The sequence below is a fragment of the Kitasatospora sp. SUK 42 genome (assembly GCF_015776785.2).
Taxonomy (GTDB): Bacteria; Actinomycetota; Actinomycetes; order Streptomycetales; family Streptomycetaceae; genus Kitasatospora.
In genome coordinates, this window is record NZ_LFMD02000003.1 from 704148 (window position 1) to 727726 (window position 23579).

General features: G+C 73.5%; 24 protein-coding genes and 1 other RNA gene. 13 read left to right on the plus strand and 12 right to left on the minus strand.

Annotated elements, in window-relative coordinates:
• Positions 1-61 precede the first annotated feature (61 nt).
• Entirely contained in the window at positions 62-1669 is a 1608-nt protein-coding gene (locus RZ50_RS12815) for an MFS transporter (RefSeq protein ID WP_196951942.1), read from the minus strand.
• 276 nt (positions 1670-1945) lie between these two features.
• Between RZ50_RS12815 and panB the strand changes: the two genes are divergently transcribed.
• From panB to RZ50_RS12830, 3 genes are all read left to right on the plus strand, one after another.
• A complete protein-coding gene (gene panB, locus RZ50_RS12820; protein ID WP_196951941.1) occupies positions 1946-2815 on the plus strand; it encodes a 3-methyl-2-oxobutanoate hydroxymethyltransferase in 870 nt (289 codons plus the stop codon).
• Between the two features lie 177 nt (positions 2816-2992).
• A complete protein-coding gene (locus tag RZ50_RS12825) occupies positions 2993-4021 on the plus strand; it encodes an ATP-binding cassette domain-containing protein (RefSeq protein ID WP_196951940.1) in 1029 nt (342 codons plus the stop codon).
• Positions 4018-4833: an ABC transporter permease gene (locus RZ50_RS12830; protein ID WP_196951939.1), complete on the plus strand. Its 816-nt coding sequence runs from the start codon at positions 4018-4020 to the stop codon at positions 4831-4833. The genes RZ50_RS12825 and RZ50_RS12830 overlap by 4 nt, the downstream gene beginning before the upstream one ends.
• Before the next feature lie 82 nt (positions 4834-4915).
• Here the strand turns inward: RZ50_RS12830 and RZ50_RS12835 are convergent, their stop codons facing one another.
• The gene (locus tag RZ50_RS12835; RefSeq protein ID WP_308271611.1) at positions 4916-8272 is read right to left on the minus strand and encodes a BTAD domain-containing putative transcriptional regulator; all 3357 of its coding nucleotides are present in this window, start codon (positions 8270-8272) and stop codon (positions 4916-4918) included.
• A 184-nt stretch (positions 8273-8456) separates the two neighbouring features.
• Here RZ50_RS12835 and RZ50_RS12840 point away from each other — a divergent pair, with 184 nt between their 5' ends.
• On the plus strand, positions 8457-9281 hold the full coding sequence (locus RZ50_RS12840; RefSeq protein WP_196951938.1) for a site-2 protease family protein: 825 nt from the start codon (positions 8457-8459) through the stop codon (positions 9279-9281).
• A 15-nt stretch (positions 9282-9296) separates the two neighbouring features.
• On the opposite strand, the gene RZ50_RS12845 is transcribed toward RZ50_RS12840, so the two are convergent.
• Together RZ50_RS12845 and npdG are read right to left on the minus strand one after the other, a co-directional pair.
• Positions 9297-9482, minus strand: a complete 186-nt coding sequence (locus tag RZ50_RS12845; RefSeq protein WP_196951937.1) for a hypothetical protein — start codon at positions 9480-9482, stop codon at positions 9297-9299.
• Between the two features lie 111 nt (positions 9483-9593).
• Positions 9594-10286 carry an NADPH-dependent F420 reductase gene (gene npdG / locus RZ50_RS12850; RefSeq protein WP_196951936.1) on the minus strand — a complete coding sequence of 231 codons (693 nt, stop codon included), beginning with the start codon at positions 10284-10286 and terminating at the stop codon, positions 9594-9596.
• A gap of 47 nt (positions 10287-10333) precedes the next feature.
• On the opposite strand from npdG, the gene RZ50_RS12855 reads away from it, so the two are divergent.
• Positions 10334-10957, plus strand: coding sequence for a hypothetical protein (locus tag RZ50_RS12855; protein ID WP_217680519.1), 624 nt, complete (start codon positions 10334-10336; stop codon positions 10955-10957).
• A gap of 106 nt (positions 10958-11063) precedes the next feature.
• Positions 11064-12401, plus strand: coding sequence for an MFS transporter (locus RZ50_RS12860; protein WP_308271612.1), 1338 nt, complete (start codon positions 11064-11066; stop codon positions 12399-12401).
• 67 nt (positions 12402-12468) lie between these two features.
• On the opposite strand, the gene RZ50_RS12865 is transcribed toward RZ50_RS12860, so the two are convergent.
• Complete coding sequence (locus RZ50_RS12865) at positions 12469-12696, minus strand: hypothetical protein (protein ID WP_196948197.1); 228 nt, start codon at positions 12694-12696, stop codon at positions 12469-12471.
• A gap of 105 nt (positions 12697-12801) precedes the next feature.
• Here RZ50_RS12865 and map point away from each other — a divergent pair, with 105 nt between their 5' ends.
• Positions 12802-13647 carry a type I methionyl aminopeptidase gene (gene map / locus RZ50_RS12870; protein ID WP_196948196.1) on the plus strand — a complete coding sequence of 282 codons (846 nt, stop codon included), beginning with the start codon at positions 12802-12804 and terminating at the stop codon, positions 13645-13647.
• Between the two features lie 46 nt (positions 13648-13693).
• On the opposite strand, the gene RZ50_RS12875 is transcribed toward map, so the two are convergent.
• Positions 13694-14392: a bifunctional DNA primase/polymerase gene (locus RZ50_RS12875; RefSeq protein WP_196948195.1), complete on the minus strand. Its 699-nt coding sequence runs from the start codon at positions 14390-14392 to the stop codon at positions 13694-13696.
• A gap of 447 nt (positions 14393-14839) precedes the next feature.
• Between RZ50_RS12875 and RZ50_RS12880 the strand changes: the two genes are divergently transcribed.
• A complete protein-coding gene (locus RZ50_RS12880; RefSeq protein WP_196948200.1) occupies positions 14840-15058 on the plus strand; it encodes a hypothetical protein in 219 nt (72 codons plus the stop codon).
• A 40-nt stretch (positions 15059-15098) separates the two neighbouring features.
• A complete protein-coding gene (locus tag RZ50_RS12885; protein ID WP_196948199.1) occupies positions 15099-15308 on the plus strand; it encodes a hypothetical protein in 210 nt (69 codons plus the stop codon).
• Positions 15309-15386: 78 nt separating this feature from the next.
• Here RZ50_RS12885 and RZ50_RS12890 read toward each other — a convergent pair whose 3' ends face one another.
• The gene (locus RZ50_RS12890; protein ID WP_196948194.1) at positions 15387-16067 is read right to left on the minus strand and encodes a PadR family transcriptional regulator; all 681 of its coding nucleotides are present in this window, start codon (positions 16065-16067) and stop codon (positions 15387-15389) included.
• Between the two features lie 184 nt (positions 16068-16251).
• Between RZ50_RS12890 and RZ50_RS12895 the strand changes: the two genes are divergently transcribed.
• On the plus strand, positions 16252-16650 hold the full coding sequence (locus tag RZ50_RS12895; RefSeq protein ID WP_196948193.1) for an ACT domain-containing protein: 399 nt from the start codon (positions 16252-16254) through the stop codon (positions 16648-16650).
• A 92-nt stretch (positions 16651-16742) separates the two neighbouring features.
• Complete coding sequence (locus RZ50_RS12900; RefSeq protein ID WP_196948192.1) at positions 16743-17000, plus strand: Prokaryotic metallothionein; 258 nt, start codon at positions 16743-16745, stop codon at positions 16998-17000.
• A gap of 22 nt (positions 17001-17022) precedes the next feature.
• Here RZ50_RS12900 and rnpB read toward each other — a convergent pair.
• An RNA gene (gene rnpB, locus RZ50_RS12905) (RNase P RNA component class A) lies at positions 17023-17420 on the minus strand.
• Between the two features lie 13 nt (positions 17421-17433).
• The gene (locus tag RZ50_RS12910; RefSeq protein WP_196948191.1) at positions 17434-18921 is read right to left on the minus strand and encodes a DHA2 family efflux MFS transporter permease subunit; all 1488 of its coding nucleotides are present in this window, start codon (positions 18919-18921) and stop codon (positions 17434-17436) included.
• 219 nt (positions 18922-19140) lie between these two features.
• Here RZ50_RS12910 and RZ50_RS12915 point away from each other — a divergent pair, with 219 nt between their 5' ends.
• Positions 19141-19611: a DUF3995 domain-containing protein gene (locus RZ50_RS12915; RefSeq protein WP_196948190.1), complete on the plus strand. Its 471-nt coding sequence runs from the start codon at positions 19141-19143 to the stop codon at positions 19609-19611.
• 43 nt (positions 19612-19654) lie between these two features.
• Positions 19655-20440, plus strand: coding sequence for a peroxide stress protein YaaA (yaaA, locus tag RZ50_RS12920; RefSeq protein WP_196948189.1), 786 nt, complete (start codon positions 19655-19657; stop codon positions 20438-20440).
• A gap of 42 nt (positions 20441-20482) precedes the next feature.
• On the opposite strand, the gene RZ50_RS12925 is transcribed toward yaaA, so the two are convergent.
• From RZ50_RS12925 to RZ50_RS12935, 3 genes are read right to left on the minus strand one after another with little or no spacing between them, the layout of a single operon-like run.
• On the minus strand, positions 20483-21613 hold the full coding sequence (locus RZ50_RS12925; RefSeq protein ID WP_196948188.1) for a bifunctional RNase H/acid phosphatase: 1131 nt from the start codon (positions 21611-21613) through the stop codon (positions 20483-20485).
• A 4-nt stretch (positions 21614-21617) separates the two neighbouring features.
• Positions 21618-22361, minus strand: coding sequence for a zinc ribbon domain-containing protein (locus tag RZ50_RS12930; protein WP_196948187.1), 744 nt, complete (start codon positions 22359-22361; stop codon positions 21618-21620).
• Between the two features lie 23 nt (positions 22362-22384).
• Complete coding sequence (locus tag RZ50_RS12935) at positions 22385-23221, minus strand: Nif3-like dinuclear metal center hexameric protein (protein ID WP_196948186.1); 837 nt, start codon at positions 23219-23221, stop codon at positions 22385-22387.
• Between the last annotated feature and the right edge of the window lie 358 nt (positions 23222-23579).

Here is a 23579-nt window from a genome sequence, read left to right on the forward strand (position 1 = left end):
CGCGGTACGGCCCGGCCGCGACTCGGCCGTGGTTCGGCCGCGGCTCGGGCCTCGACGACGCTCAGGCCTCGGCGACCGCCGTCTCCCGGGTCCGGTCCTGCGGCTCGGGGGCCTGCCCGGCCGGGCCGCCCGGGGCCGCGGCGCGGCGCGGCAGCAGGAACCAGGCGACGAGGGCGCCGATCAGCGAGACGCCCACCGAGATCCCGGCCACCACGTGCATGGCGTGGAGGAAGGAGTCGTTCGCGGGGGCGACCAGCGCCTGGCCGCCGGGGATCCGGCCGGCGATGGCCAGGGTGGCCTCCAGGGACTCGCCGGCCTTGCCGCGCAGCCCCTCGGGCAGGTGGTCGAGGGTGTCGGACATGCCGTCGCGGTACACGGTGGAGAGCACCGCGCCGAGCACCGCGACCCCGAGCGAGCCGCCGACCTGGCGGAAGGTGTTGTTGACGGCCGAGCCGGCGCCGGCCTTCTCGCGGGGCAGCGAGCCCATGATCGCGACGGTGACCGGCGGCATGACGTGGGCCATGCCGCTGCCCATCACCAGGCCGAGCACCACCAGCACCCAGATCGGCGTGGTGGCGTCGAGCACGATGTAGCCGACGAAGCCGATCGCGACCAGCACCATGCCGCCCGCGGCGGTGGCGGCGACGCCCAGGCGGTCGACCACCAGCCGGGCCCGCGGCGCGAACAGCAGCTGGGCGGCGGCCAGCGGCAGCATCAGCACACCGGCCTGGAGCGCGCTGTAGCCGCGCACGCTCTGGGTGTAGAAGACGCCGAAGAAGGAGACGCCCATCAGCGCGAAGAAGATCACGCCGACCACCACCACGGAGGCGCTGAACACCCGGTTGCGGAACCAGGTGACGTCCAGCGCGGGAGAGGGCGTACGGCGCTCGAACCAGACGAAGGCGACCAGCGCCAGGACGCCCAGCAGGGTCGGCCCCCAGGCCTCGAACGCGGTGAAGTCGGCCAGCTCGCCGCCCTTGATGATGCCGTAGATCAGTGCGACCAGGCCGATGATCGACAGCAGTACGCCGACCGGGTCCATCTTCCCCGGGTTGGGGTCCCTGGACTCGGGGACCAGCACCACCATCAGGACCAGCGCGACGATCACGATCGGGACGTTGACCAGGAAGACCGAGCCCCACCAGAAGTGCTCGATCAGCAGGCCGCCGGTGATCGGGCCGATGGCGATGGCCAGGCCGACCGCGCCGGCCCAGATGCCGATCGCCTTGGGCTGCTCGGAGCGCTCGAAGACGTTCATGATGATCGCCAGCGTGGCGGGCATCGCGAGCGCGCCGCCGATGCCCATCACGGCGCGGTAGCCGATGAGTTCACCGGGCGAGGAGGCCATCGCGGAGAGCAGCGAGGCGATGCCGAAGACCACCATGCCGCCCAGCAGCGCCCGCTTGCGGCCGAAGCGGTCGCCGAGCAGGCCCGAGGTGAAGAGCAGCCCGGCGAAGACCAGGGTGTAGGAGTTGATCGCCCACTCCAGGTCGCTCTGGGTGGCGCCCAGTCCGACCGGGGCGGGGGTCGCGATGGTCTTCATCGCGACGTTGAGGATCGAGTTGTCGAGCACGACGACGAGCAGGGCGAGCACCAGGGTGCACAGGATCGCCCAGCGCCGGCGGTGGATGGCTTCCGGCACGCGAGGTGGCGCGGCTGCGGTGGTCATTGGTCTTCCCGTCCGTGGTGGTGTGTCACTGGCGGGCATTTGCGAGTCGTGGACGTCTCGTAACCCCCCGCATCAGATTAGCTGGCAATACGATACGAGACGAGTCCGTTTCGTAAAAACGCGGCAAAGCCCGCCCTCCGCACCGGCCGGTGTGGCGTGGATCGCACCCGGCCCGCCGCACCCCTCTTTGCGCTCACGCCGGGGCGTGCAAGCATGGAGGTGATCCGGGGACGCCGCACGGCGCCACGAGACGACAACCCTTCAGGAGCCCGTTCGATGAACGCTTCTTCGCCTTCGCCTGCCCAGAACCAGGCGACGACCACCACGCTCTACGGCGGGGTCACCAACCGCCGCGTCACCGTCCGCGACCTCGCCACCGCCAAGCAGCGCGGCGAGAGGTGGGCGATGCTCACCGCCTACGACGCCCTCACCGCAGGGGTGTTCGACGAGGCCGGGATCCCCGTCCTGCTGGTCGGCGACTCCGCCGGCAACTGCCACCTCGGCTACGAGACCACCGTGCCGGTGACCATGGATCAGATGGTGATGCTCTCCGCCGCCGTCGTCCGAGGCACCAAGCGCGCCATGATCGTCGCCGACCTGCCGTTCGGCTCGTACCAGGAGTCGCCCGCCCAGGCCATGCACAACGCCGCCCGGCTGATGAAGGAGGCCGGGGTCGGCGCGGTCAAGCTGGAGGGCGGGGAGCGCAGCGCCCGCTCGATCGAGCTGCTGGTCGAGGCCGGCGTCCCGGTGATGGCGCACATCGGCCTCACCCCGCAGTCCGTGCACGCCCTCGGCGGCTACCCCGTCCAGGGCCGCGGCGACGAGGCGGCGCACCAGCTGCTGCGCGACGCCAAGGCCGTCCAGCAGGCCGGCGCCTTCTCGGTGGTGCTGGAGGCCGTCCCGGCCGAGCTGGCCGCGCAGGTCACCGAGCAGCTGGCGATCCCGACCGTCGGCATCGGCGGCGGGCCGGACACCGACGCGCAGGTGCTGGTCTGGACCGACATGGCCGGCATGACGGCGGGCCGGGTGCCGAAGTTCGTCAAGCAGTACGCCGACCTGCGGGCCGTCCTCGGCGGCGCCGCCCGCGCGTACGCGGAGGACGTGCGCACCGGCGCCTTCCCGGCGGCGGAGCACAGCTTCCACTGAGCGACCGCTTCCACTGAGCGGCCGCCCGGCTGAGAACAGCTGAGAGACCGCCCAGCGGCCCCGCTCCGAGCGCTCGGAGCGGGGCCGCTGTCATGCCGGGACGGCGGTGACAGCGGGGTGACAGCGCGCCCGCGCCGGTGACAGGAGGCTGACAGCCGGGGCGGACAGCCTGGGGGCATGACAGGAATCGCCACCGCCCCGAACACGCGGGGAACAGCCGGCAACGCCGTCGAGGTCCACGGCATCGTCAAGCACTTCGGCACCACCAAGGCCCTCGACGGCGTCGACCTCACCGTCCGGGAGGGCACCGTGCTCGGGGTGCTCGGCCCCAACGGCGCGGGCAAGACCACCCTGGTCCGGATCCTCTCCACCCTGATCAAGCCGGACGCCGGCACCGCGTTCGTCGGCGGCTACGACGTCCTGCGCCAGCCCAAGCAGCTGCGCCGCACCATCGGCCTGACCGGCCAGTACGCCTCGGTGGACGAGCTGCTCTCCGGCTACGAGAACCTCTACCTGATCGGCCGGCTGCTCGACCTCTCCCGGCGCGACGCCAAGGCCCGGGCCACCGAGCTGCTGGAGCGCTTCTCGCTCACCGAGGCCGCCAAGCGGACCGCCAAGACCTACTCCGGCGGCATGCGCCGGCGCCTCGACCTGGCCGCCTCCATGATCGGCCGCCCCCGGGTGCTCTACCTGGACGAGCCCACCACCGGCCTGGACCCGCGCACCCGCAACGAGGTGTGGGACGAGGTGCAGCGGATGGTCGCCGAGGGCAGCACCGTGCTGCTGACCACCCAGTACATGGAGGAGGCGGAGCAGCTCGCGAACGAGCTCACCGTCATCGACCGCGGCAGGGTGATCGCCAACGGCGCCGTCGCCGAGCTGAAGGCCAGGGTCGGCGGCCAGACCCTCCAGGTCCGCCCGGCCCACCCGGCCGAACTGCCGGAGATGGCCCGCTGCCTGCACGAGAGCGGCATCACCAACGCCACCGTCTCCCCCGACACCGGGCTGCTCGCGGTGCCGATCACCGGCGAGGAGCAGCTGACCGCCGTCATCGGCGTGCTCGGCGGCCGCGGCTTCGCGATCGCCGGCATCGACACCAAGGTGCCCAGCCTGGACGAGGTCTTCCTCGCCATCACCGGCAAGCCCGCCACCGTGGCGGACACCGCCCCCGCCGCCAGCCCCGCCGCCAAGGAGCCCGTCGCATGACCACCGCCACGCTCGCCCCCGCCCCGGCGGAGGACTCCCGGATCGGCCTGGTCGGCACCCTGCGCCACGTCGGCGCGCTGACCAGGCGCAACCTGATGCGGATCAAGGCGGATCCGGAGTCGATGTTCGACGCCGTGCTGATGCCGATCATCTTCACGGTGCTGTTCGTCTACGTCTTCGGCGGCGCCATGTTCGCCGGGGACCAGGACGCCTACAAGCAGTACATGATCCCCGGCCTGCTCGGGCAGACCGGCATGACCCTGGCGCTGGCCGTGGGCACCGGTCTGAACAGCGACTTCCAGACCGGCGTGATGGACCGCTTCCGCACCCTGCCGATCGGTCGGGCCTCGGTACTGCTGTCCAAGATCGTCGCGGAGTCGCTGCGGGCGCTGCTCTCCTCCGCGATCCTGCTGACCTTCGCCTTCCTGCTCGGCTTCGAGCTGAAGACCGGACCGCTGGAGCTGCTGGCCGCGGTCGGCCTGTCGATGGTGTTCGGCATGTCGATCGTCTGGATCTCGATGCTGCTGGGCATGTCGCTGCGCAGCGCCCAGGCGGTGCAGGGCGTCTCCATGCTGGTCCTGATGCCGCTGCAGTTCGGCAGCTCGATCTTCGCCCCGACCAGCACCATGCCGGGCTGGCTGCAGTCCTTCACCGAGGTCAACCCGCTCTCCGCGCTGGCCGACGCCTCCCGCGCCCTGCTCAACGGCCAGGGGCCGGTGGCCCACCCGGTGATGGTCGTGCTGATCTGGTCGGCGGCCGCGACCGCGATCTTCGCCCCGCTCGCGGTGGCCCGCTTCCGCAAGCGGGTCTGAGCGAGCCGTGGACGAGGCGCCGGCCGGCGAACGGGCCGGTCGGCCGGGTGACCAGGGGACGGGCACCCGGCCGGCCGGCCGCTCAGTCGATCAACTCCTCCAGCAGCTCCTGGGTCTGCTGCTGCGTCATCCCGTCGCCGGTGGCGTACGCCGCCTCGTACCCTGCGTCGCCCAGCAGCCCCCGCAGGACGACGGCCGCCCGTTCGCGTTCGGCGCGGTCCAGGTAGCCGCCCTTCGGGCCGTTCAGCCCGTTGTGCGCGCCGAGCAGCACCGCCGCCAGGCGGGCCCGCTCCAGGTCGCCGTCCCGCTCGGCGAAGGAGCGCAGCACCCCGGCCGCGGCGGGCACCACCATGACCGTCATCTGCTCGGCGAAGCCGGACGCCGCCGTCACCGAGAGCACCATCCGCCGCCCCTCGCGGAGCATGGCGAGCCCCCGCTCCGGATCACCGGACCGGGCGATGATCCAGCCCCGGGAGGCGGTGAGCATCCCGGACACGATGCTCTCCGAGAAGCCCCCCGCCCTGGCCCCCTCCAGCAGGTCCAGCTCGGCCAGGGCCTGCGCGTACTCGCCGCGCTGGGCGTGGATGCCGGCGAGCGTCAGCCGGCCGAACAGCAGCGCACCGCTGGTGGCCTGGTCGGCGACCAGGGGTCCGAGGCCCCCCACCGTCTCGCGGATGAGCCGCTCCCCGCCCTCCAGGTCCAGTTCCATCAGGGCGCTGCCGAGGTTCACCCGCAGGACCGGCACCTCCTGGAGCGCCCCCAGCTCCTCGGCCAGCTCGATCGCCCGCGTGTAGGCGGCGACCGCGGCCTCGGCCTCGCCCCGGATGGCCAGCGACTCGCCGCGGGCCGACAGCGCCTGGGAGACGCCCCAGAGGTTGCCGGCCTGCTCGTACAGCTCCAGGGAGCGCTCGCCGTCCCGGATGCCCTGCTCCCCGCCGCCCGGCCAGTCGTTCATCATCTTGGCCCGGATCTGCAGGATGAAGGCCAGGTCGTTCGGGCTGCCGTACATCTCGCAGCCGCGGACCGCGTCCTCCATCAGCTCGATCATCAGCTCCATGTGGCCGGTCAGGAAGGCCCCGAAGACCCGCATCATCGCCGGGAAGCGGTAGGACTGCGGCAGGTCCGGGCCGTAGACGTCCATCAGCCGCTGGGCGACCTCGACCGCCTTCGGGTCGCCGAGGACCTCCAGGTTCCCCTCGAACAGCCCTATCAACCGGTACATCGCGAGCAGCCGGCGGGCCTCCTCGACCACGCCCTCGGGCATCGGTACGCCGTACGCCAGCACGTCGCGATCCAGCGGCACCGGCGGCGGGCCGTCCGGCGCGAACGGGTCCCGGCCCAGCGCCCTGACCGCGTTGTACCAGCCGCGGGCCTCCAGGCCGTAGCCGCGCAGCGACCAGTACCAGCTCATGCCGAGGGCCAGCACCAGTGCCTGCTGCTCGTCCGCGAGGTCGATCGCCCGGCGCAGCGCGGCCCTGATGTTGTCCTGCTCGCGGTCCAGCACCGACAGCCAGTGCAACTGCCGGGGGCCGTGGACGTCCAGGCCGGCGGTGGCGACCGAGGCCCGGAAGTGCGCCAGGTGGCGGGCCTCGGTGGCCGCGCGCTCGGCGGCGGACCCGGCCAGCCGCTCGGTCGCGTACTCGTGGATGGTCTCCAGCATCCGGTAGCGCGGCGGGCTGCCGTCGTCCAGGTCGGCCACCAGCAGGGACTTGTCGACCAGGGACAGCAGCAGGTCGGCGACCTCCTCCCGGGCCACCTCGGCGCCGTCGGCGCAGATCGCCTCGGCGTCCTCCAGCTGCCAGCCGCCGGCGAACACCGAGAGCCGGCGCAGCACCGCCCGCTCCCGCTTGCCGAGAAGGTCCCAGCTCCAGTCGACCACCGCGCGCAGGGTCTGCTGGCGCGGCAGCAGCGTGCGGCTGCCGGCGGTGAGCAGCGCGAAGCGGCCGTCCAGGCGGTCGGCGATCTGGCGGGCCGTCATCACCCGCAGCCGGGCGGCGGCCAGTTCGATGGCGAGCGGCAGTCCGTCCAGGCGGCGGCAGATCTCGGCGCAGGCCTCCGGGTCGCTCTGCGGATCGAAGCCGGGACGGGCGGCGGCGGCGCGCTCGGCGAGCAGCCGCAGGGCGACCGGATCGGGCAGCGGCTCGACCGGCAGCACCGTCTCGCCGGGCACGCCGAGCGGCTCACGGCTGGTGGCGAGCACGGTCAGCCCGGGGCACTCGGCGAGCAGCACGTCGGTGAGCTCGGCGGCGGCCTGGATCAGGTGTTCACAGTTGTCCAGGACCAGCAGCATCCGGCGGTGGCCGCAGTGCTCGACCAGGCGGCGCACCGGGTCCTCGACGCGCTTGTCCAGCACCTCGGCGACCATGCTGCTACTGCTGTGCAGCACGATCTCGCGCAGGCCGAGCGCGGAGACCACGGCGGCGGGGACGGCCTCCGGGCTCTCCAGCGGGGCGAGTTCGGCGACCCAGACGCCGTCCGGCCAGCGCCCGGCGGACTGCTCGGCGCGGCCGGCCTCGATCGACAGCCGGGTCTTGCCGGAGCCGCCCGGGCCGGTCAGCGTCACCAGCCGACCGTCCGTCAACCTTCCACGCAGGGCGGTGAGATCGGACTCCCGGCCGACGAAGCTGGTCAGCCGGCCGCGCAGATTGCCGCCGGGGCGCGGGAGTTGGGCCGCAGGCGTGGGAGCGGCGTCGGGTACGGGTATCCCGTCGGTCGGCGCGGACTCCGAGGGGGCCAGCAACTCCGCGTACAGGTACTGGAGTTGCCGCCCCGGGTCGACGCCGAGCTCCTCGGCCAGGGCGCGCCTGGTCCGCTCGTAGTGGCGCAGCGCCTCGGCGGTACGGCCGCTCCCGTGCAGCGCCCGGAGCATCAGCAGTTGCAGCGGTTCGTCCAGCGGCTGCCGGTCGCACAGCTCGGTGAGCTCGGCGACCAGCTCGGCGGCCCGGCCGAGCCCGAGGTCCGCGGTGATCCGGTGGCGGCGGGCCTCCTCGCGCTGGGCCTCCAACCGGGCGGCCGGGCCGGCCCGGTCGGGCAGGTCGGCCAGGGCCGGGCCGCGCCACAGCGCCAGGGCGGCGCGCAGCCGCTCGGCGGCCAGCGCGTGGTCACCGGCGTCGAGGGCGCGGCGGCCCTCGGTGCTCAGCCGCTGGAAGTCGGCGAGGTCGGTGGCCGGGTCGGTCAGCCAGTACCCGGCCGGGCCGGAGCCGACCCGCTCCCGGCCGATGGTGCGGCGCAGCCGGCCGACCAGGGTCTGCAACGCGGCGGAGGAGTCCTGTGGCGGCTCGGCGTCCCACACCTCGTCCACCAGCAGGTCGGCCGGGACCGGCCGGCCCTGCCGCAGGGCCAGCGCGGTGAGCAGTGCCCGCAGCCGGGCGCCGCCCAGTGGGACGGGTGTGCCGTCGTCGTGGTGGGCCGTGGTGGTCCCGAGGATGCCGTAGTGCACCGGTCCATTCTGGTCGATGGGCGGCGGTGGGGGCGCACAATTGTGCTGGCCCCCCGGGAGCCCGGTGGAACCGGGCACGCCCCCTCGGCCGTTCACCCGGAGCGGCTTGTCCGGCCACCGGCCCGCCCGGCATGATCGGTGTCTGCCGGTCCCCCGTTCCCTCTGCCCACGGAGCATCCACACCATGACCTTCGCCGCCACGCCGCGCTCCCGCAGCGAGGACCGCCGGATCAGCCCGGTGTTCTGGGTGCTCCTGGCCGTCTTCGGCACCTCCGGCTGGGCCGTGTACTCCGGCTTCGGCAACAGCTCGTTCGGGGTGTTCCTGTTCGTGGTGGCCGGCTGGGTGGTCTCGCTCTGCCTGCACGAGTACGCCCACGCGCGCACCGCGCTACACGGCGGCGACATCACCGTCGGCGCCAAGGGCTACCTCACGCTCAACCCGCTCAAGTACACCAACGTGCTGCTCAGCTTCGTGCTGCCGGTCGTCTTCGTGATCCTCGGCGGCATCGGCCTGCCCGGCGGCTCGGTCTGGATCGAGCGGAGCCGGATCCAGGGGCGGCTCAAGCACAGCCTGATCTCGGCGGCCGGGCCGCTGGTGAACCTGGTGCTCGGGGCGGCGCTGCTGATCCCGGTCGGCGCGGGCTGGCTGGACGACCCGGGCTTCTCCATGGAGTGGAACGGCTCCGCGTGGCCGTGGGGCTACACCCCGATCGCCTGCGCCTTCGCCTTCCTGGGCTTCCTGCAGATCAGCGCCGCGCTCCTGAACCTGCTGCCGGTGCCCGGCCTGGACGGCTTCGGGATCATCGAGCCCTGGCTGTCGTACGGGGCCCGGCGCTCGGTCGAGCCCTTCGCGCCGTACGGCCTGCTGGCGGTGTTCGCCCTGCTGTGGCAGCCCGAGGTGCGGCACCTCTTCTCCGGCGCCGTGTTCGGCGTGATGCACCTCTTCGGCGTGACCGACGACAACCTCGCCGCGCTCGGCCAGGTGCTGTTCCGGTTCTGGGAGAGCTAGGAGCCAGGGGCCCGTCTAGGCGTTCTGCGCGGCCGCCTCGGCGAGCTTCGCCTTGCGGCGGTTCATCCACAGCACGTTGCTCGCCACACCGGCCATCGGGAGCCAGATCAGGCCCAGCCAGAAGCCCTCGATCATCGAGACCACGGCGGCCGCCAGCGCGAGGACGACGACGATCAGGGCGAAGAGGGACGTGCGAGGCATGGCGGGAGGCTCCTAGGGCCGGGTACGGACGGCCGGGTCACGGCCGCCTCCCATTGTCGCCGACCTCACCTCCGGGACGGGCCCAGGGGTGAGGACGACACGACCGCGGCATCAGACGTCGGTGATCCGCAGACCCGCGTGGGCCTTGTAACGGCGGTTGACCGAGATCAGGTTGGCCACCAGCGCCTCCACCTGGTGGGCGTTGCGCAGCCGGCCCGAGTAGATGCCCCGCATGCCGGGGATCAGGCCCGCCAGCGCCCGCACGACGTCGGTGGCCTCCCGGTCGTCGCCGAGCACCATGACGTCGGTGTCGATGCGCTCCACCGACTCGTCCTGCAGCAGCACCGCCGAGAGGTGGTGGAAGGCGGCGGTGACCCGGGAGTCCGGCAGCAGCGCGGCGGCCTGCTGCGCGGCGCTGCCCTCCTCCGGCTTCAGCGCGTACGCGCCCTGCTTGTCGAAGCCGAGCGGGTTGACGCAGTCGACGACGATCTTTCCGCTCAGTTCCTCGCGCAGCGCGGTCAGGATGGCGGCGTGCCCGTCCCACGGGACCGCGACGATCACCACGTCGCTCTCCCGGGCGACGGTCGCGTTGTCCGCGCCGCGCACGCCGACGCCGAGTTCGGCGGCGGAGGCCTCGGCCCGGGCGGCGTCGCGGGAACCGATGATCACCTGCTGGCCGGCCTTGGCGAGCCGCAGGGCCAGTCCCCGCCCCTGGTCGCCGGTGCCGCCGAGGACGCCGACCACCAGCTGCGAGACGTCCGGCACTTCGTGGGCCGGGTTTGTCGCTGATTCGAGGGAAGTCATGGGCCGATCCTGCCAAATCCCCGGCCGAACACGACACCCTGACCGACATGGACGCGATGAGAGTTTCGGCACTCCGGGACCGTCTGGCGGGCACCGGCTGGCTGGAGGCGGTCGGCGGCTTCGCCGGCTCGCTGCGGCGTTCGGTGGAGCGGCGCGGGGCGGGCGAGTTGCTGCTGGTCGGCACCGAGGCGTACGAGCCCTGGCACCTGGCCGCCCATCTGGAGGAGGAGGCCGCCTGGTCGGCCGTCCCCCGGCTGGCCCCCACCCTGCTGCGGCACCGCCCGTCCGCCGACGCCCCGGCCCACCTGGCGCACGGCCTGCGGCGGCTCGCCGAGGCCGGGCGCGGCGCCACCGTCCTGGTGGTGGCCCCGGCGGCGGCCGGCGCCACGCTGCTGGAGCGGGTGCAGGACGCCCGCCGGCACGGTGCGACCGTCCTCGCGCTGGACGGCGCCGCCTCCGCCGCGCCCGGCGGAGGCGGCAACCCTGGTGACCTCGGCAGGCTCGCGCACGAGCGGCTGGCCGTCGGCACCGCCGCAGAGGAGCCGTTCGACCTCACCCAGCACCTGGTCAGCGCCGCCGCCGGACGGCCGGCCGGCCGCCGCTCCGCCCTGGACCGGCTGGCCGAGCTCGCCGGACGGCTGACCTCGGCGCCCCCGCTCAGCCGCTGGTAGCGGCGCTCCGTCCACGGGGCCGTCCGGCCACTCGTCCCTCCCCTCATCCCTCCCCTCGTCAAAAACCCTTTGCGCACCGGCATCCACCGCCCGAGGATGACAGTTCGTGAACGACGACGAACCTCCACATACCGCGACGCCCGGGCGGGCCCGTACGCTGCTGCGCTCGCTGACCCCCGACCTCTCGCCGTGGCGCGCCTCCCGCGACTTCCGCTACCTCTGGATCAGCGGCTGCGTCACCAGCTTCGGCAGCTTCCTGACGTACGTCGCCGTGCCGATGCAGATCAAGGAGCTCACCGACTCCTCGTTCGCGGTCGGCCTGATCGGCGCCGTCGAACTCGTCCCGCTGATCGTCTTCGGCCTGTGGGGCGGCGCCCTCGCCGACGCCCTGGACCGCCGCAAGCTGGTGCTGCGCTCCGAGGCCGCGCTCGGCCTGCTGGCCGGGGTGCTGTTGCTCAACGCCCTGCTGCCGACCCCTCTGCTGTGGCCGCTCTACCTGGTCGCCGCACTGGTGGCGGCCGCCGACGGGTTGCAGCGCCCGGCGCTGGACTCGCTGCTGCCACGACTCGTCGCGCACCAGCACCTGTCCGCCGCCTTCGCCCTCAAGTCCCTTTACCACAACGTCGCTTCGGTGGCCGGTCCGGCGCTGGCCGGCCTGGTGGTGGCCTTCTCCGGGGTGCAGACCGCGTACGCGCTGGACGTGATCACCTTCGCCGTCTCGCTGCTGCTGCTCGTCCGGATCAAGGCGGTGCCACCGCCCACCGGCGCCGAACGCCCGTCCGTACGGGCGGTGCTCACCGGCGTGCGGTACGCGTGGAGCCGCAAGGACCTGCTCGGCACCTACGCGATCGACACCTGCGCCATGCTGTTCGCCTTCCCGGTGGCCGTGTTCCCCTTCCTGGCCTCGGACTTGGGAACGGACTGGGCGCTCGGCCCGATGTACGCGGCCGCCTCCGTCGGCGCCCTGCTGGTCGGCGCGACCAGCGGCTGGACGTCCCGGATCCACCGGCACGGGCGGCTGCTGGTGGTCGCCGCCGTCTGCTGGGGTGCGGCCATGGCGCTCGCCGGACTGTCCGCGAACATCTGGGTGGTGCTGCTCGGGCTGGCGCTGGCCGGCGGCGCCGACGAGATCAGTGGGATCGCCCGCTCGACCATGTGGAACCAGTCCATCCCGGACGAGGTCCGCGGCCGGATGGCCGGCGTCGAACTGCTCAGCTACTCCGTCGGCCCCCAGCTCGGGCAGGTCCGGGCCGGCACCATGGCCGGGCTGCTCGGGGTGCGGGCCGCGGTCTGGACCGGCGGCCTCGCCTGCGTCGGCGCCGTGCTCATGGTCGCCGCCATGCTGCCGAAGCTGCTCGGCTACGACGACCGCACCGACCCGCACACCGCCGCCGTCCGGGCCGAGCACGAACGGGCGGAGCGGGAGGCGGCCGCGGCGGCGTGACCGGCTTGAGCGGCGTACACGGCGTGGGCGGCGTGAGTGGCGTCCACGGCGTCCACGGCGTGCGCGTCTACTCGGCCTCGCCCTTCGGCTTGTCGCTCCAGCGCGGGTCGTTGCGCCACTCGCGGTTGCGCTCGTCCGCGATCTCCAGCGCGTGCGAGGCCTCCTCCCGGCTGGCGTACGGCCCGAGGCGGTCCTTCGCCGGGCACTCCGGGCCCTCCTCGACCTTGCCGTGCTTGATGCAGTAGAACCACTCTCCGGGCTTGCCGGTCGGCTTGCGGTTGAATCCGAGGGGCATGGCGCTCTCCCGTTCAGACGGATGGGTCGATACCGATCATTCCCCGGCCCGGGCCGCTCCGCACACCGCCCGGGCGGGCCGGGCCCGGCGGATAGACTCGCCGCCATGGCACTCGTACCCGGCATCCAGTCCCCCACTCGCAAGGTCCCGGCGCACATCGCGCGCCCCGAGTACGTCGGGCGCCCCGCCCCGACGCCGTACACCGGGCCCGAGGTGCAGACCGCCGAGACCATCGAGAAGATGCGGATCGCGAGCGGCATCGCCGCCCGGGCGATGGAGGCCGCGGCCGAGCTGATCGCCCCCGGCGTCACCACCGACGCCCTGGACGCCGTCGCCCACGAGTACATGTGCGACCACGGCGCCTACCCGTCCGACCTCGGCTACCGGGGCTTCCCCAAGTCCATCTGCACCTCGATCAACGAGGTGATCTGCCACGGCATCCCGGACTCGACCGTGCTGCAGGACGGCGACATCGTCAACATCGACGCCACCGCCTACATCCACGGGGTGCACGGCGACCTGAACGCCACCTACCTGGTCGGCGAGGTGGACGAGGAGTCCCGGCTGCTGGTCGAGCGCACCCGGGAATCCCTCGACCGGGCGATCAAGGCGGTCAAGCCGGGCCGTCAGATCAACGTGATCGGGCGGGTCATCGAGTCCTACGCCAAGCGCTTCGGCTACGGCGTGGTACGGGACTTCACCGGACACGGCATCAACACGTCGTTCCACTCCGGCCTGATCATCCCGCACTACGACAGCGAGCGGGCCACCGAGGTGATCAAGCCGGGCATGACCTTCACCATCGAGCCGATGCTGACCCTGGGCACCTACGACTACGAGATCTGGCCGGACGGCTGGACGGTCGTCACCAAGGACCGCAAGCGCACCGCCCAGTTCGAGCACACCCTGGTGGTCACGGCGGACGGCGCGGAGATCCTCACCCTGCCGTGACCCCGCGTCGGGGGGCGCTCCACCTGTGGGCGCCCCACCGATGGGCCTAGCCGATCAGCCACTGCTCCTCGGCGACGGCGCCCACCTCGGTGCAGGCGTCGGTGAGCACGTCCAGGACGCGCAGCGGGTCCGGCAGCGGCTGCTCGGGCCCGCGCAGCCACCGCACCTCGGAGCCGTCCGGGAGGGCGGCCGGCGGGAGCAGGGTGTACGAGCCGCGGCAGTGCCAGCGCAGGCCGGGGTGCTCGGACATGGTGTCCGGGGTGGAGTCGAGCGCGCTCGGCCACCACTCGTCCTCGTCCTGCGGGGTTCCGCGGGTGGCGGTGAAGAACAGGTAGCGGTCCTCGCCGACGGCGGCGACCGGGCCCTCGACGCCCAGTGCGGTCAACCGCTCCAGCGCCAGCCGTCCGGCCTCGGCCGGGACGTCCAGCACGTCGTGCACCCGGCCGGTGGCGGTGACGAAGTTGGCCTGCGGATCGCGGGAGAGCCAGCGGGAGAGCTGCTCGGGGTCGGTGGTGGCCTGGGTCTGCCAGGCGAAGGAGACCGGGTGCTGCGCCGGGGCCGGACAGGCCACCCGGTCGCAGGAACATCGGTAGCCGGCCGGATGGGCGGCGGGCGCGAGCGGGAATCCGGCGCGCAGCGCGCCGAGCAGCTGATCCAGTCTGGCGGCCGGGTCCGCGTCCCCCGGGCGGGCCCGCTCTCGGTCACGCTTCTGCCACCAGGTCGTCCACCTGCTGCCGGCTTCCATCGGGCCCCTTCCGCGCACTGCTGTGCCTGGTGCGACACAGCGTTCGACGTACCACTCCGACGCAACGCACAGCGCCCCCCGCTGCTTCCCGGGGCGGTGCTCGGCCCTGCTGTCCGCGCCCTGCCGGCCGCGGCCCGGGATCACCGGACGGCCGACGCCCGGGTCTCGGTACGCCCGGTCGCGGCAGCACGCTGTCCGCGCCGGTCAGGCCGGAGGGCGCGCCGATGCGCGCCTCGCCCGGCCCGTACGGGGCCCGCTGACCCGGGTGAACCCCGAGGGCGTAACAGGAAGGATAAGGGTGCGCGGGGCCCCTGAATGACCGGGGGCGGTGCCTCTCCGGTCACACTCCGGGCTCGCCGGTCACGCTCCGGGCGCTCCGCCCCCACCCTGCCGCCCACCCGGCCGCCCGCCCGGAGGGCCGCCCCGTGGAGGTGAGACCCTGGAGGGGTGAAGAGCGCGGACACCGAATTCGTCGGCGGCCCCCTGGACGGGAAGGTCCTCCCCATCCCGCTGGGGCCGATGCTCGGCGTGCCCAAGAAGTACAAGGTCCCGGTCCCCGCGCACGGCGACACTCCCGCGCGCACACTGGTGTACGTCCGGGCCAAGCAGGTGCGGGGGCTCAGCTGGTTCTGGCGCTACGAGTACGACGAGGCGGCCTCCGGCTGACGGACCGCCCGCTCCCCCATCGCCTCCCCGGGAGGTCGGCATGGCCAGGACGGTACGTCACCCCGCCCGGCACCACCGGGGCCTCGCGCAGGCGGCGGCGCGTCACAACCGGCAGATCGCCGGGGTGACCGAGGTGCTGCTGCTCGCGGTGGTCCTCTACACCGTGGTGATCGGCCCCAACGAGTGGCTCTGGGTCGGCTGGGCGGTGCTGCTGCTCGTCTGCGTGGCCCTGTTCGTGGTCCGCCCGTGAGCGGCGGCACCGCCCGCCGTGTCGGGGCCCGTCTCCGGACCCCCCGTCCCCCCGCTTCGGCCCCCGCCCCCGTAGCGGTCAGTCATCCTCGGCGAGGATCAGGTACAGCTTCTTGCGGGCCTCGGTCAGCACCGCCAGGCCCTTGGTGCGCTGGGCCTCGGTGCCCGTCCGCATGACCTGCTGGACGGCCTGTTCGACCGCCGCGAGCGCCTGGCCGACCTCCTGGACGGCCTCCCAGTCGACCTCCCGGCCGGCCTCCGCCCACGGCTCCGCCGGTCCGGCCTCGGCCTCGGCGCGGCCCGCCTCGGTGAGCGAGACCAGCCGCTTGCCGCCGACCTCCTCCGCCGTGACCAGGCCCTCCTCCTCCAGCAGCTGGAGGTTGGGGTAGATCGAACCGGGACTGGGCCGCCAGGCCCCGCCGGTCCGCTCGGCGATCTCGGCGATCATCTCGTAGCCGTGCATCGGCCGCTCCTTGAGCAGCGCCAGCAGCGAGGCCCGGACGTCCCCGCGCCGGGCCCGGCCGCCGCGCCGCCCGTGCGGGCCACCGCGCCGGCCGCCGTGCCCGCCGAAGCCGTGCCCGAACGGGCCGCCCATCGGCCGGCCGGGGCCTCCCCCGCCGAACGGCGGCGGACCGAAGCCGCCGAAGGCCTCCCGCCCCTCGAAGTCCTCCCCGGGCATCCCCCGGAACTCCGGGCCCGGCCCGCGGCGCCACCCACCGCCGCGCGGGCCCTCCCCGCGGAATCGCGTTCCTGGGCGCATCGCGCCCACCTCCTCTGAGGTTCCGAATGGTTCGACGAGACAGTCGAGTCACTGTCTCGATAGTTCGACGATATATCGGCGACTGTCGCCCGTCAACGGATGGCGACACCCGCGACAGCCCCCTCCCGACACGACCCGCCACCGCGCCCGGCGCGGCCGCCGCCCAGCCGATACGGTGGCGGGCATGGCCGGTGAACGAGACCTTGCGACCCTGCTGCACGGGATGCGCCCGCAGCTCAACCCGGGGCGGTACGTGTACTGCACCCTCCCCGCGAAGGTGCCCGCCGGCATGCGGCCGGTGGTGACCGTCGCCGAACCCGAGGGGGTGACGGTGGTGGTCGCCCAGGAGGAGGCGGACGCGCTCGGGCTGCGCTACGAGTACGTGGCGGCCTGGATCACCCTGCAGATCCACTCGGCGCTGGAGGCCGTGGGACTGACCGCGGCCGTCGCCGGGCGGCTCGCCGAGGAGGGCATCAGCTGCAACGTCGTGGCCGGCTTCCACCACGACCACCTGTTCGTCGCCGCCGACGACGCCGACCGCGCCGTCCGGGCCCTGGAGGAACTCTCCGCCCGCTCCGCCTGACGGTCCCGCCCGGTGGCCGCCCCCGGCCGCCCCTTCGACACTGGAGACAGCCGCCCCGTCCGGGGCGGCCCCACCTGAAGGGGACGACCGCCATGGCCACCTGCGTCACCTGCGGAAACGACTACTGGCTCGCCTTCGAGATCAAGACGGTCACCGGCGACACCTACACCTTCGACAGCTTCGAATGCGCGATGGAGAAGCTCGCCCCCCGCTGCGAACACTGCAACGTCCGCATCGTCGGCCACGGCGTCGAAGTCGCCGGCATGTTCTTCTGCTGCGCCAACTGCGCCCGCGTCAACGGCGGCCTCGGCGACCAGATCCGCGACGCCGTGGGCGCCCACCCGGCCTGACCGGCCGGGGAAGTGAAGGGGGCGGAAGAGTCGGCCTGTACGCCGGGTTCTGTCTCCCGGGTTGCTTGCGCGGCCCGGGGAGGCGGCCATCCATCTAGGGCTGCCGTTGCCGACAGCCTCGTGCGGTCCACCCGCGGACTCGGGCGAGCAGCCTTCAAACGTCCGCGCACGGTGCCCGAGGGCACCGATCTTGACCTTGCTCCAGGTGGGGTTTACCTAGCCGGCCGGGTCACCCCGGTCGCTGGTGGTCTCTTACACCACCGTTTCACCCTTACCCACGCGCCGAAGCGGTGGGCGGTCTGTTTTCTGTGGCACTGTCCCGCGGGTCACCCCGGGTGGGCGTTACCCACCACCCTGCTCTGTGGAGCCCGGACGTTCCTCGGCGGGTCTGGGACCCGTCGCGACCGCCCGGCCGGCTCTTCCGCCGTAATGGTCATGGTAGCCGCTCGGGCGGGGCCTCCCGTACACCGGACCGGGCGGTGGGCGGCTCGGAGCCGAGCCGGGCGGCCACCCGGGCGGCGGTCGAGGTGGCCCAGGCGGTGGTGGTGAGCAGGCCGAGGGAGAGGACGGCGCCGCCGAGGCCGACCAGGATCCACCAGCCGGCGTGGCTGGCCGGGGCGAATCCGGTGGCGACCGGGCCGACCACGGCCGAAGTGACGACCGTACCGATCACCGCCACGCCCAGCGACTGGCCGACCTGGCGGCTGGTCGAGGCGACGGCGGCCGCCACGCCCGCCTGGGTGCGCGGCATGCCGGAGACGGCCGCGTTGGTGATCGGCGCGTTGACCATGCCGAAGCCGAAGCCGAACAGCGCGTACGCGGCCAGCAGCAGCGCCGCCGGGGAGTCCGCGGTGAGCCGGGTCAGCAGCAGGCCGCTCGCGGCCAGGCTCAGCCCGGCGGCGACCAGCGGCAGGCGCGGGCCCGTACTGCCGACGATCCGTCCGGACAGCGGCGCGCAGACCAGCATCAGCCCGGCCATCGGCAACGTCCACAGGCCCGCCTCGATGGGGCTGTAGTGCCGGACGTCCTGCAGGTAGAGGGTGTTGAGGAAGAGGAAGCCGCCGAGCGCGGCGAAGGCGCAGACCGCGGTGACGGTGGCACCGGTGAACGGGGCGCTGGCGAAGAACCGCGGGTCCACCAGCGGCTCGGCCACCCGGCGCTCCCAGATCGGGAAGGCGATCAGCGCGGCCACGGCGGTCGAGGCGAGGGTGAGGATCAGCGGGGAGGTCCAGCCGTTGCCCGGGCCCTCGATGATCGCGGCGGTGCCGCAGCCGAGCAGCACGACCATCAGCAGCTGCCCCACCGGGTCCAGTCGGCGCGGGCGCGGCGCGCGCGACTCCGGGACGTAACGGGCGGTCAGCAGTATCGCCAGCAGGGCGATCGGAACGTTGATCAGGAAGATCGACGGCCAGCCGGCGCCGTCCACCAGGAAGCCGCCGAGCAGCGGGCCGAGTGCCATCGAGATGCCCACCACGCCGCCCCAGACGCCGATCGCCTGGGCCCGTTCCTTCGGGTCGGTGAAGGTGTTGGTGATGATCGACATCGCCACCGGGTTGAGCATCGAACCGCCCACCGCCTGCAGTGCCCGGAACACCACCAGCCACTCCAGGTTCGGCGCCAGGCTGCACAGCAGCGAGCCGAGCGCGAAGCAGGTCAGTCCGATCTGGAACACCCGGCGGCGGCCGAAGCGGTCGGCCACCGAGCCGAACAGCATCAGCAGCGAGGCCAGCACCAGGGTGTAGGCGTCGATGATCCACTGGAGGCCGGAGGCCGGGGCGTCCAGGTCGCGCTGGATCACCGGCAGGGCGATGTTCACCACGGTGTTGTCCAGGCCGACGATGAACAGGCTCAGACAGCAGATCGCGAGGACGAGCAGGCGGCGGCGCCGCCCGGGGGTGAGGGTGGGGGTGGCATCGGGCACGGACAGATCCTCCCATTCCGGGAAGGGGCGCGGACGGGCGGCGCCGCCCGTCCGGGTGCCCCCGGTACTCAGACGGCGGCACGCCGGCGCCCCGGGCCTCGCCGCTCACCGTAGTGGTGAACACCGGAACGGTAGTGGTGAACGCCGCAACGGCCCACCGGATTGCCGCGGCCTCCGGGGCGCGGTGTAAGCACTCGTACGGTGGGGAGCGAGTGATCGTTGACGAAGGGGGTTCGGGCGATGGGCGGGATCAGGACGACCGGGGCGGCGGTGTCGGCGACGCTGGCGGCGGTGGGGGCGCTGCACGCGGTGTGGGCGGTGACGCTGTGGCCGCTGCGGACACCGGAGGAGTTCGCGGACACCGTGGTGGGGGCCGGCGAGGGGGTGCCCCGGGCGTCGGCCTGCGTCGCGGTGGCGGGGCTGCTGGGGACGGCCGCGTACCTGGTGGGGGCGGAGGCCGGGGTGCTGCCGGGGGTGGGCCCGCGGGTGTTGCGGCGGGCCGGGGTGCGGACGGTGGCCGCGGTGATGCTGGCGCGCGGGCTCGGCGGACCGGTGCTGTTCGGACGGGTGAGCGAGCGCTCGGACCGGTTCCGGCGGCTGAACGTGCGGTACTACTCGCCGCTCTGTACGGCCCTGGGCGCCGGGGCGGCCGTGGTCGCGGGGGCGGGGGCCGGGCGGCGGCCGCAGTAGGGTTGCGGGGTTCGTCCGCCACGAAGTGTTGAAGGAGTCCGCTGTGCTGGTGCTGTTGCCGCCGTCGGAGGGCAAGGCCGCGTCCGGGGACGGCGCGCCGGTCGCGCTGGAGCGGCTGTCGCTGCCCGGGCTGACGGCGGCCCGCGGGGCGGTGCTGGAGGCGCTGGTCGGGCTCTGCCGGGGCGACGAGGACTCCGCCGCCGAGGTGCTCGGGCTGACTCCCGGTCTGCGGGGCGAGATCGCCAAGAACGCCGGCCTGCTCACCGCCGGGGCCCGCCCGGCGGCCGAGGTGTACACCGGGGTCCTGTTCGACAACCTGGGCCTGGCCACCCTGGACGCCGCCGCGTACGGCCGGGCCGAGCGCTCGCTGCTGGTGTTCTCCGGCCTGTGGGGCGCGGTGCGGGTCTCCGACCGGATCCCGTCCTACCGCTGCTCGATGGGTGTGAAACTCCCCGGCCCGGGGGCGCTCGGAGCGTACTGGCGGAGCGCGATGGCCGGAGTGCTTCCCGAGGTGGCGGACGGGCTGGTGCTGGACCTGCGCAGCTCCGCGTACGCGGCGGCCTGGAAGCCGGCTGGTGAGGTGGCCTCCCGTACCGCGACCGTCCGGGTGCTCCAGGAGCGGAACGGCAAGCGCACGGTGGTCAGCCACTTCAACAAGGCGACCAAGGGCCGGATCGTCCGGGACCTGCTGGTCACGGGCGCCGAGCCGAAGACGCCGGGCGAGCTGATGGACGCGCTGCTGGAGCTGGGCCACCGGGTCGAGCTGGCGGCGGAGGGCACGGCGCGCAAGCCGTGGCAGCTGGACGTGGTGGTCACCGAGGTGCACTGAGGTGCACCGAGGCGCGCTGAGCACCCCGGTGACGGACGCGTCCTACCGCAGGTGCGAGGTGTCGTTGAGCAGCCGCAGCGAGGCGTTGCCGTCCGCGTAGTACTGGACGGCGCAGATCGAGGCGGCGGACAGCTCCATCCGGTACATCGAGTCCGGCGGGGCGCCGAGCGCGAGGCGGACCAGCGTCTTGATCGGGCTGACGTGCGAGACCACCAGCACGGTCTGCCCCGGGTACCGGGCGGTGATCCGGTCCCGGGCCGCGCCGACCCGGTGGGTGAGGGTGGTGAAGCTCTCGCCGCTGCCGGTCGGCCTGGCCTTGGCGGAGCCCAGCCAGGCCGACAGGTCGTCCGGGTAGCGCTGCTGCACCTCGGCGAAGGTCAGGCCCTCCCAGTCGCCGAAGTCGACCTCGCGCAGCCCGTCCTCGTACCGGACCTCCAGGCCGAGCCGGGCGGCGACGGTCTCGGCGGTCTGCCGGGTGCGGGCCATCGGGGAGGCCACGACCGCCTGGACGCTGCCGCGCGCGGCCAGCGCCTCGGCGGCCCGTTCGGCCTGCCAGCGGCCCCTGTCGGACAGCTCGGGGTCGGTGCCGCCGCTGCCGGAGAAGCGCTTCTCCGGGGTGAGCGGGGTCTCGCCGTGGCGCAGCAGGACGAAGGTGGTCGGGGAGCCGAGGTCGGCGGGGGCGGCCCAGCCGGCCTTGGGGGCGGGGGTCTTCAGCGGCGGCTCGTCCGCGACGGCCTTCGGCCGGGGCTCCCACTGGCGGCCCGCCTGGCCGGCGTCCATCGCCTCGTTGGCCAGCCGGTCGGCGTCCTTGTTCCGCTCACGCGGGATCCAGGTGTAGCTGACCTGGCCGCGCGGGAAGAGCGTGCGCGCCTCGGCAGCGAGCGGCTGCATGTCCGGGTGCTTGATCCTCCAGCGCCCGGACATCTGCTCGACGACCAGCTTGGAGTCCATCCGGACGTCCACCGAGGCGTCCGGGTCGAGCTCGCGGGCCGCCCTGAGGCCGGCGATCAGGCCCCGGTACTCGGCCACGTTGTTGGTGGCGTGGCCGATGAATTCGGCGGCCTCCGCGACGAGCTGCCCGGTGTCGCCGTCACGGACCACCGCGCCGTAGCCGGCCGGCCCCGGGTTGCCCCGGGACCCGCCGTCCGCCTCGACGATGAAGCGCGCCGCCACCGGCTCAGACGCCCGAGTCGGCGGTGCGGACCAGGATCCGCGAGCAGTTCTCGCAGCGGACGACCTTGTCGGCCGGCTCGGCCTTGATGGCGTTCAGCTCGGTGATCGAGAACTCGGTGCGGCAGCCCTCGCAGCGGCGCTGGTAGAGGCGGGCCGCGCCGACGCCGCCCTGCGTCTCGCGCAGCTTGGCGTACAGCTTGAGCAGGTCGGCCGGGATGACGGCGGCGACGGTCTCGCGGTCGCGCTTGACCTTCTCGGCCTCGCCGTCGATCTCGGCGAAGGAGGCGTCGCGGCGACCCTCGGCCTCGGTGAGGACGACGGTGGAGTGCTCCAGGCGGGCGCTCAGCTCCTCGACCCGGGTCTTGGCGGTCTCCTGGCGCTCCATGATCTCCAGCACGACGTCTTCGAGGTCGCCCTGGCGCTTGGCGAGCGAGCCGATCTCGTGCTGGAGGTTCTCCAGGTCCTTCGGCGAGGTGATCGCGCCGGAGTCCAGGCGCTGCTGGTTGCGGGCGGCACGGGTGCGGACCTGCTCGACGTCCTGCTCGGCCTTGGTCAGCTCGCGGGCGGTGTCGCCCTTCTGGGCCTCGGCGGCGACGACGAGGTCCTTGAGGGCGGTGTGGTCGGCGGTGGCCTTGTCGATCTCGGCGTGCTCGGGCAGGGTCCGGCGCCGGTGGGCCAGCTGGTCGAGCTTCGAGTCGATGGCCTGGAGGTCGAGCAGGCGGATCTGGTCGGCGGGCGCGGCGTTCAAGCGGAATGCTCCTGTGAATCGGGTCAGGCGGTGAAGGACATGGGGGCGTGCGCGGTCCACGGGTCGGTGACCCGGTGGGAGACCTTGGTCTCCACGGCCCAGCCGCGCTTGTCGGCGACGGCCCGCAGGGCCCGCTCGGCCAGGGTGAGCCAGGGCCACTCGGTGGCCCAGTGGGCGGCGTCGACCAGTGCGACCGGGGCCGCCTCGGTGGCCTCGGACGCCGGGTGGTGACGCAGGTCGGCGGTCAGGTAGGCGTCCACACCGGCCGCCCGGACCTCGGCGAAGAAACCGTCGCCGGAGCCGCCGCACACCGCGACCCGACTGATCAGCCGGTCCGGGTCGCCGGAGACGCGGACGCCGGCGGCGGTGGCGGGGAGGCCCTCGGCGACCTGCGCGGCGAAGGCGGACAGGGTCAGCGGGGGCTCCAGCAGGCCGATCCGGCCGGTGCCGCGGCGGCCCAGCGGGTCGGTCGGGTCCGGCACCAGCGGGCCGGTCACCCGCAGGCCGACCGCCTCGGCGAGGGCGTCCGAGACGCCGGGGTCGGCGTGGTCGGCGTTGGTGTGGGCGACGTGCAGCGCGATGCCGTTGGTGATCAGCGTGTGCACCACCCGGCCCTTGAAGGTGGTGGCGGCGACGCTGGTGGTGCCGCGCAGGTAGAGGGGGTGGTGGGTGACCACGAGGTCGGCGCCCCACTCCACGGCCTCGTCGACGACCGCCTGGACGGGGTCGACGGCGAAGAGCACGCGGCTGACCTCGGCCTGAGGGTCCCCGCAGACCAGGCCGACGGCGTCCCAGGACTCCGCCCACTGCGGCGGGTACACCTCTTCGAGCGCGGTGATGACGTCGGACAGTTTCGGCACCTGTCGAGACTACCGTGCGCGCGGGGCCGGTCGGGCCTCGGCCGATCGGGGGGCCGCTCGGCGGCCGCCTCCGCCGGTGTTCGGACGCGGGTGCCGGGGGCGCACGGATGCGCGTCAACCTGTGGCGGGGCGCCCGTGCGGGCCCGTACGAGCGGTGCCCGCGCGTACACCTGGGGCCCTTGGGGCACAGCGGGGCCCTCGTACGAATTCGAAACCGCCCACTGATCACCCTTACGAGTGAAGTGACCGGATCCGCGTTGAGGCTTCGGTTTTCTCGAAACTAACTTCAGTCCTGCGAACGGGAGTTGCCCCGCACGCCCCGGCCGGTGGCAGGCCGGAGGGCGGGGAGGGGCCCCGC

Bases quoted from the DNA above. Each gene is read 5' to 3' on its own strand.
- RZ50_RS12815 (WP_196951942.1), bottom strand. From the start codon at position 1,669: ATGACCACCGCAGCCGCGCCACCTCGCGTGCCGGAAGCCATCCACCGC.
- panB (WP_196951941.1), top strand. From the start codon at position 1,946: ATGAACGCTTCTTCGCCTTCGCCTGCCCAGAACCAGGCGACGACCACC.
- RZ50_RS12825 (WP_196951940.1), top strand. From the start codon at position 2,993: ATGACAGGAATCGCCACCGCCCCGAACACGCGGGGAACAGCCGGCAAC.
- RZ50_RS12830 (WP_196951939.1), top strand. From the start codon at position 4,018: ATGACCACCGCCACGCTCGCCCCCGCCCCGGCGGAGGACTCCCGGATC.
- RZ50_RS12840 (WP_196951938.1), top strand. From the start codon at position 8,457: ATGACCTTCGCCGCCACGCCGCGCTCCCGCAGCGAGGACCGCCGGATC.
- RZ50_RS12845 (WP_196951937.1), bottom strand. From the start codon at position 9,482: ATGCCTCGCACGTCCCTCTTCGCCCTGATCGTCGTCGTCCTCGCGCTG.
- npdG (WP_196951936.1), bottom strand. From the start codon at position 10,286: ATGACTTCCCTCGAATCAGCGACAAACCCGGCCCACGAAGTGCCGGAC.
- RZ50_RS12855 (WP_217680519.1), top strand. From the start codon at position 10,334: ATGGACGCGATGAGAGTTTCGGCACTCCGGGACCGTCTGGCGGGCACC.
- RZ50_RS12865 (WP_196948197.1), bottom strand. From the start codon at position 12,696: ATGCCCCTCGGATTCAACCGCAAGCCGACCGGCAAGCCCGGAGAGTGG.
- map (WP_196948196.1), top strand. From the start codon at position 12,802: ATGGCACTCGTACCCGGCATCCAGTCCCCCACTCGCAAGGTCCCGGCG.
- RZ50_RS12875 (WP_196948195.1), bottom strand. From the start codon at position 14,392: ATGGAAGCCGGCAGCAGGTGGACGACCTGGTGGCAGAAGCGTGACCGA.
- RZ50_RS12885 (WP_196948199.1), top strand. From the start codon at position 15,099: ATGGCCAGGACGGTACGTCACCCCGCCCGGCACCACCGGGGCCTCGCG.
- RZ50_RS12890 (WP_196948194.1), bottom strand. From the start codon at position 16,067: ATGCGCCCAGGAACGCGATTCCGCGGGGAGGGCCCGCGCGGCGGTGGG.
- RZ50_RS12895 (WP_196948193.1), top strand. From the start codon at position 16,252: ATGGCCGGTGAACGAGACCTTGCGACCCTGCTGCACGGGATGCGCCCG.
- RZ50_RS12900 (WP_196948192.1), top strand. From the start codon at position 16,743: ATGGCCACCTGCGTCACCTGCGGAAACGACTACTGGCTCGCCTTCGAG.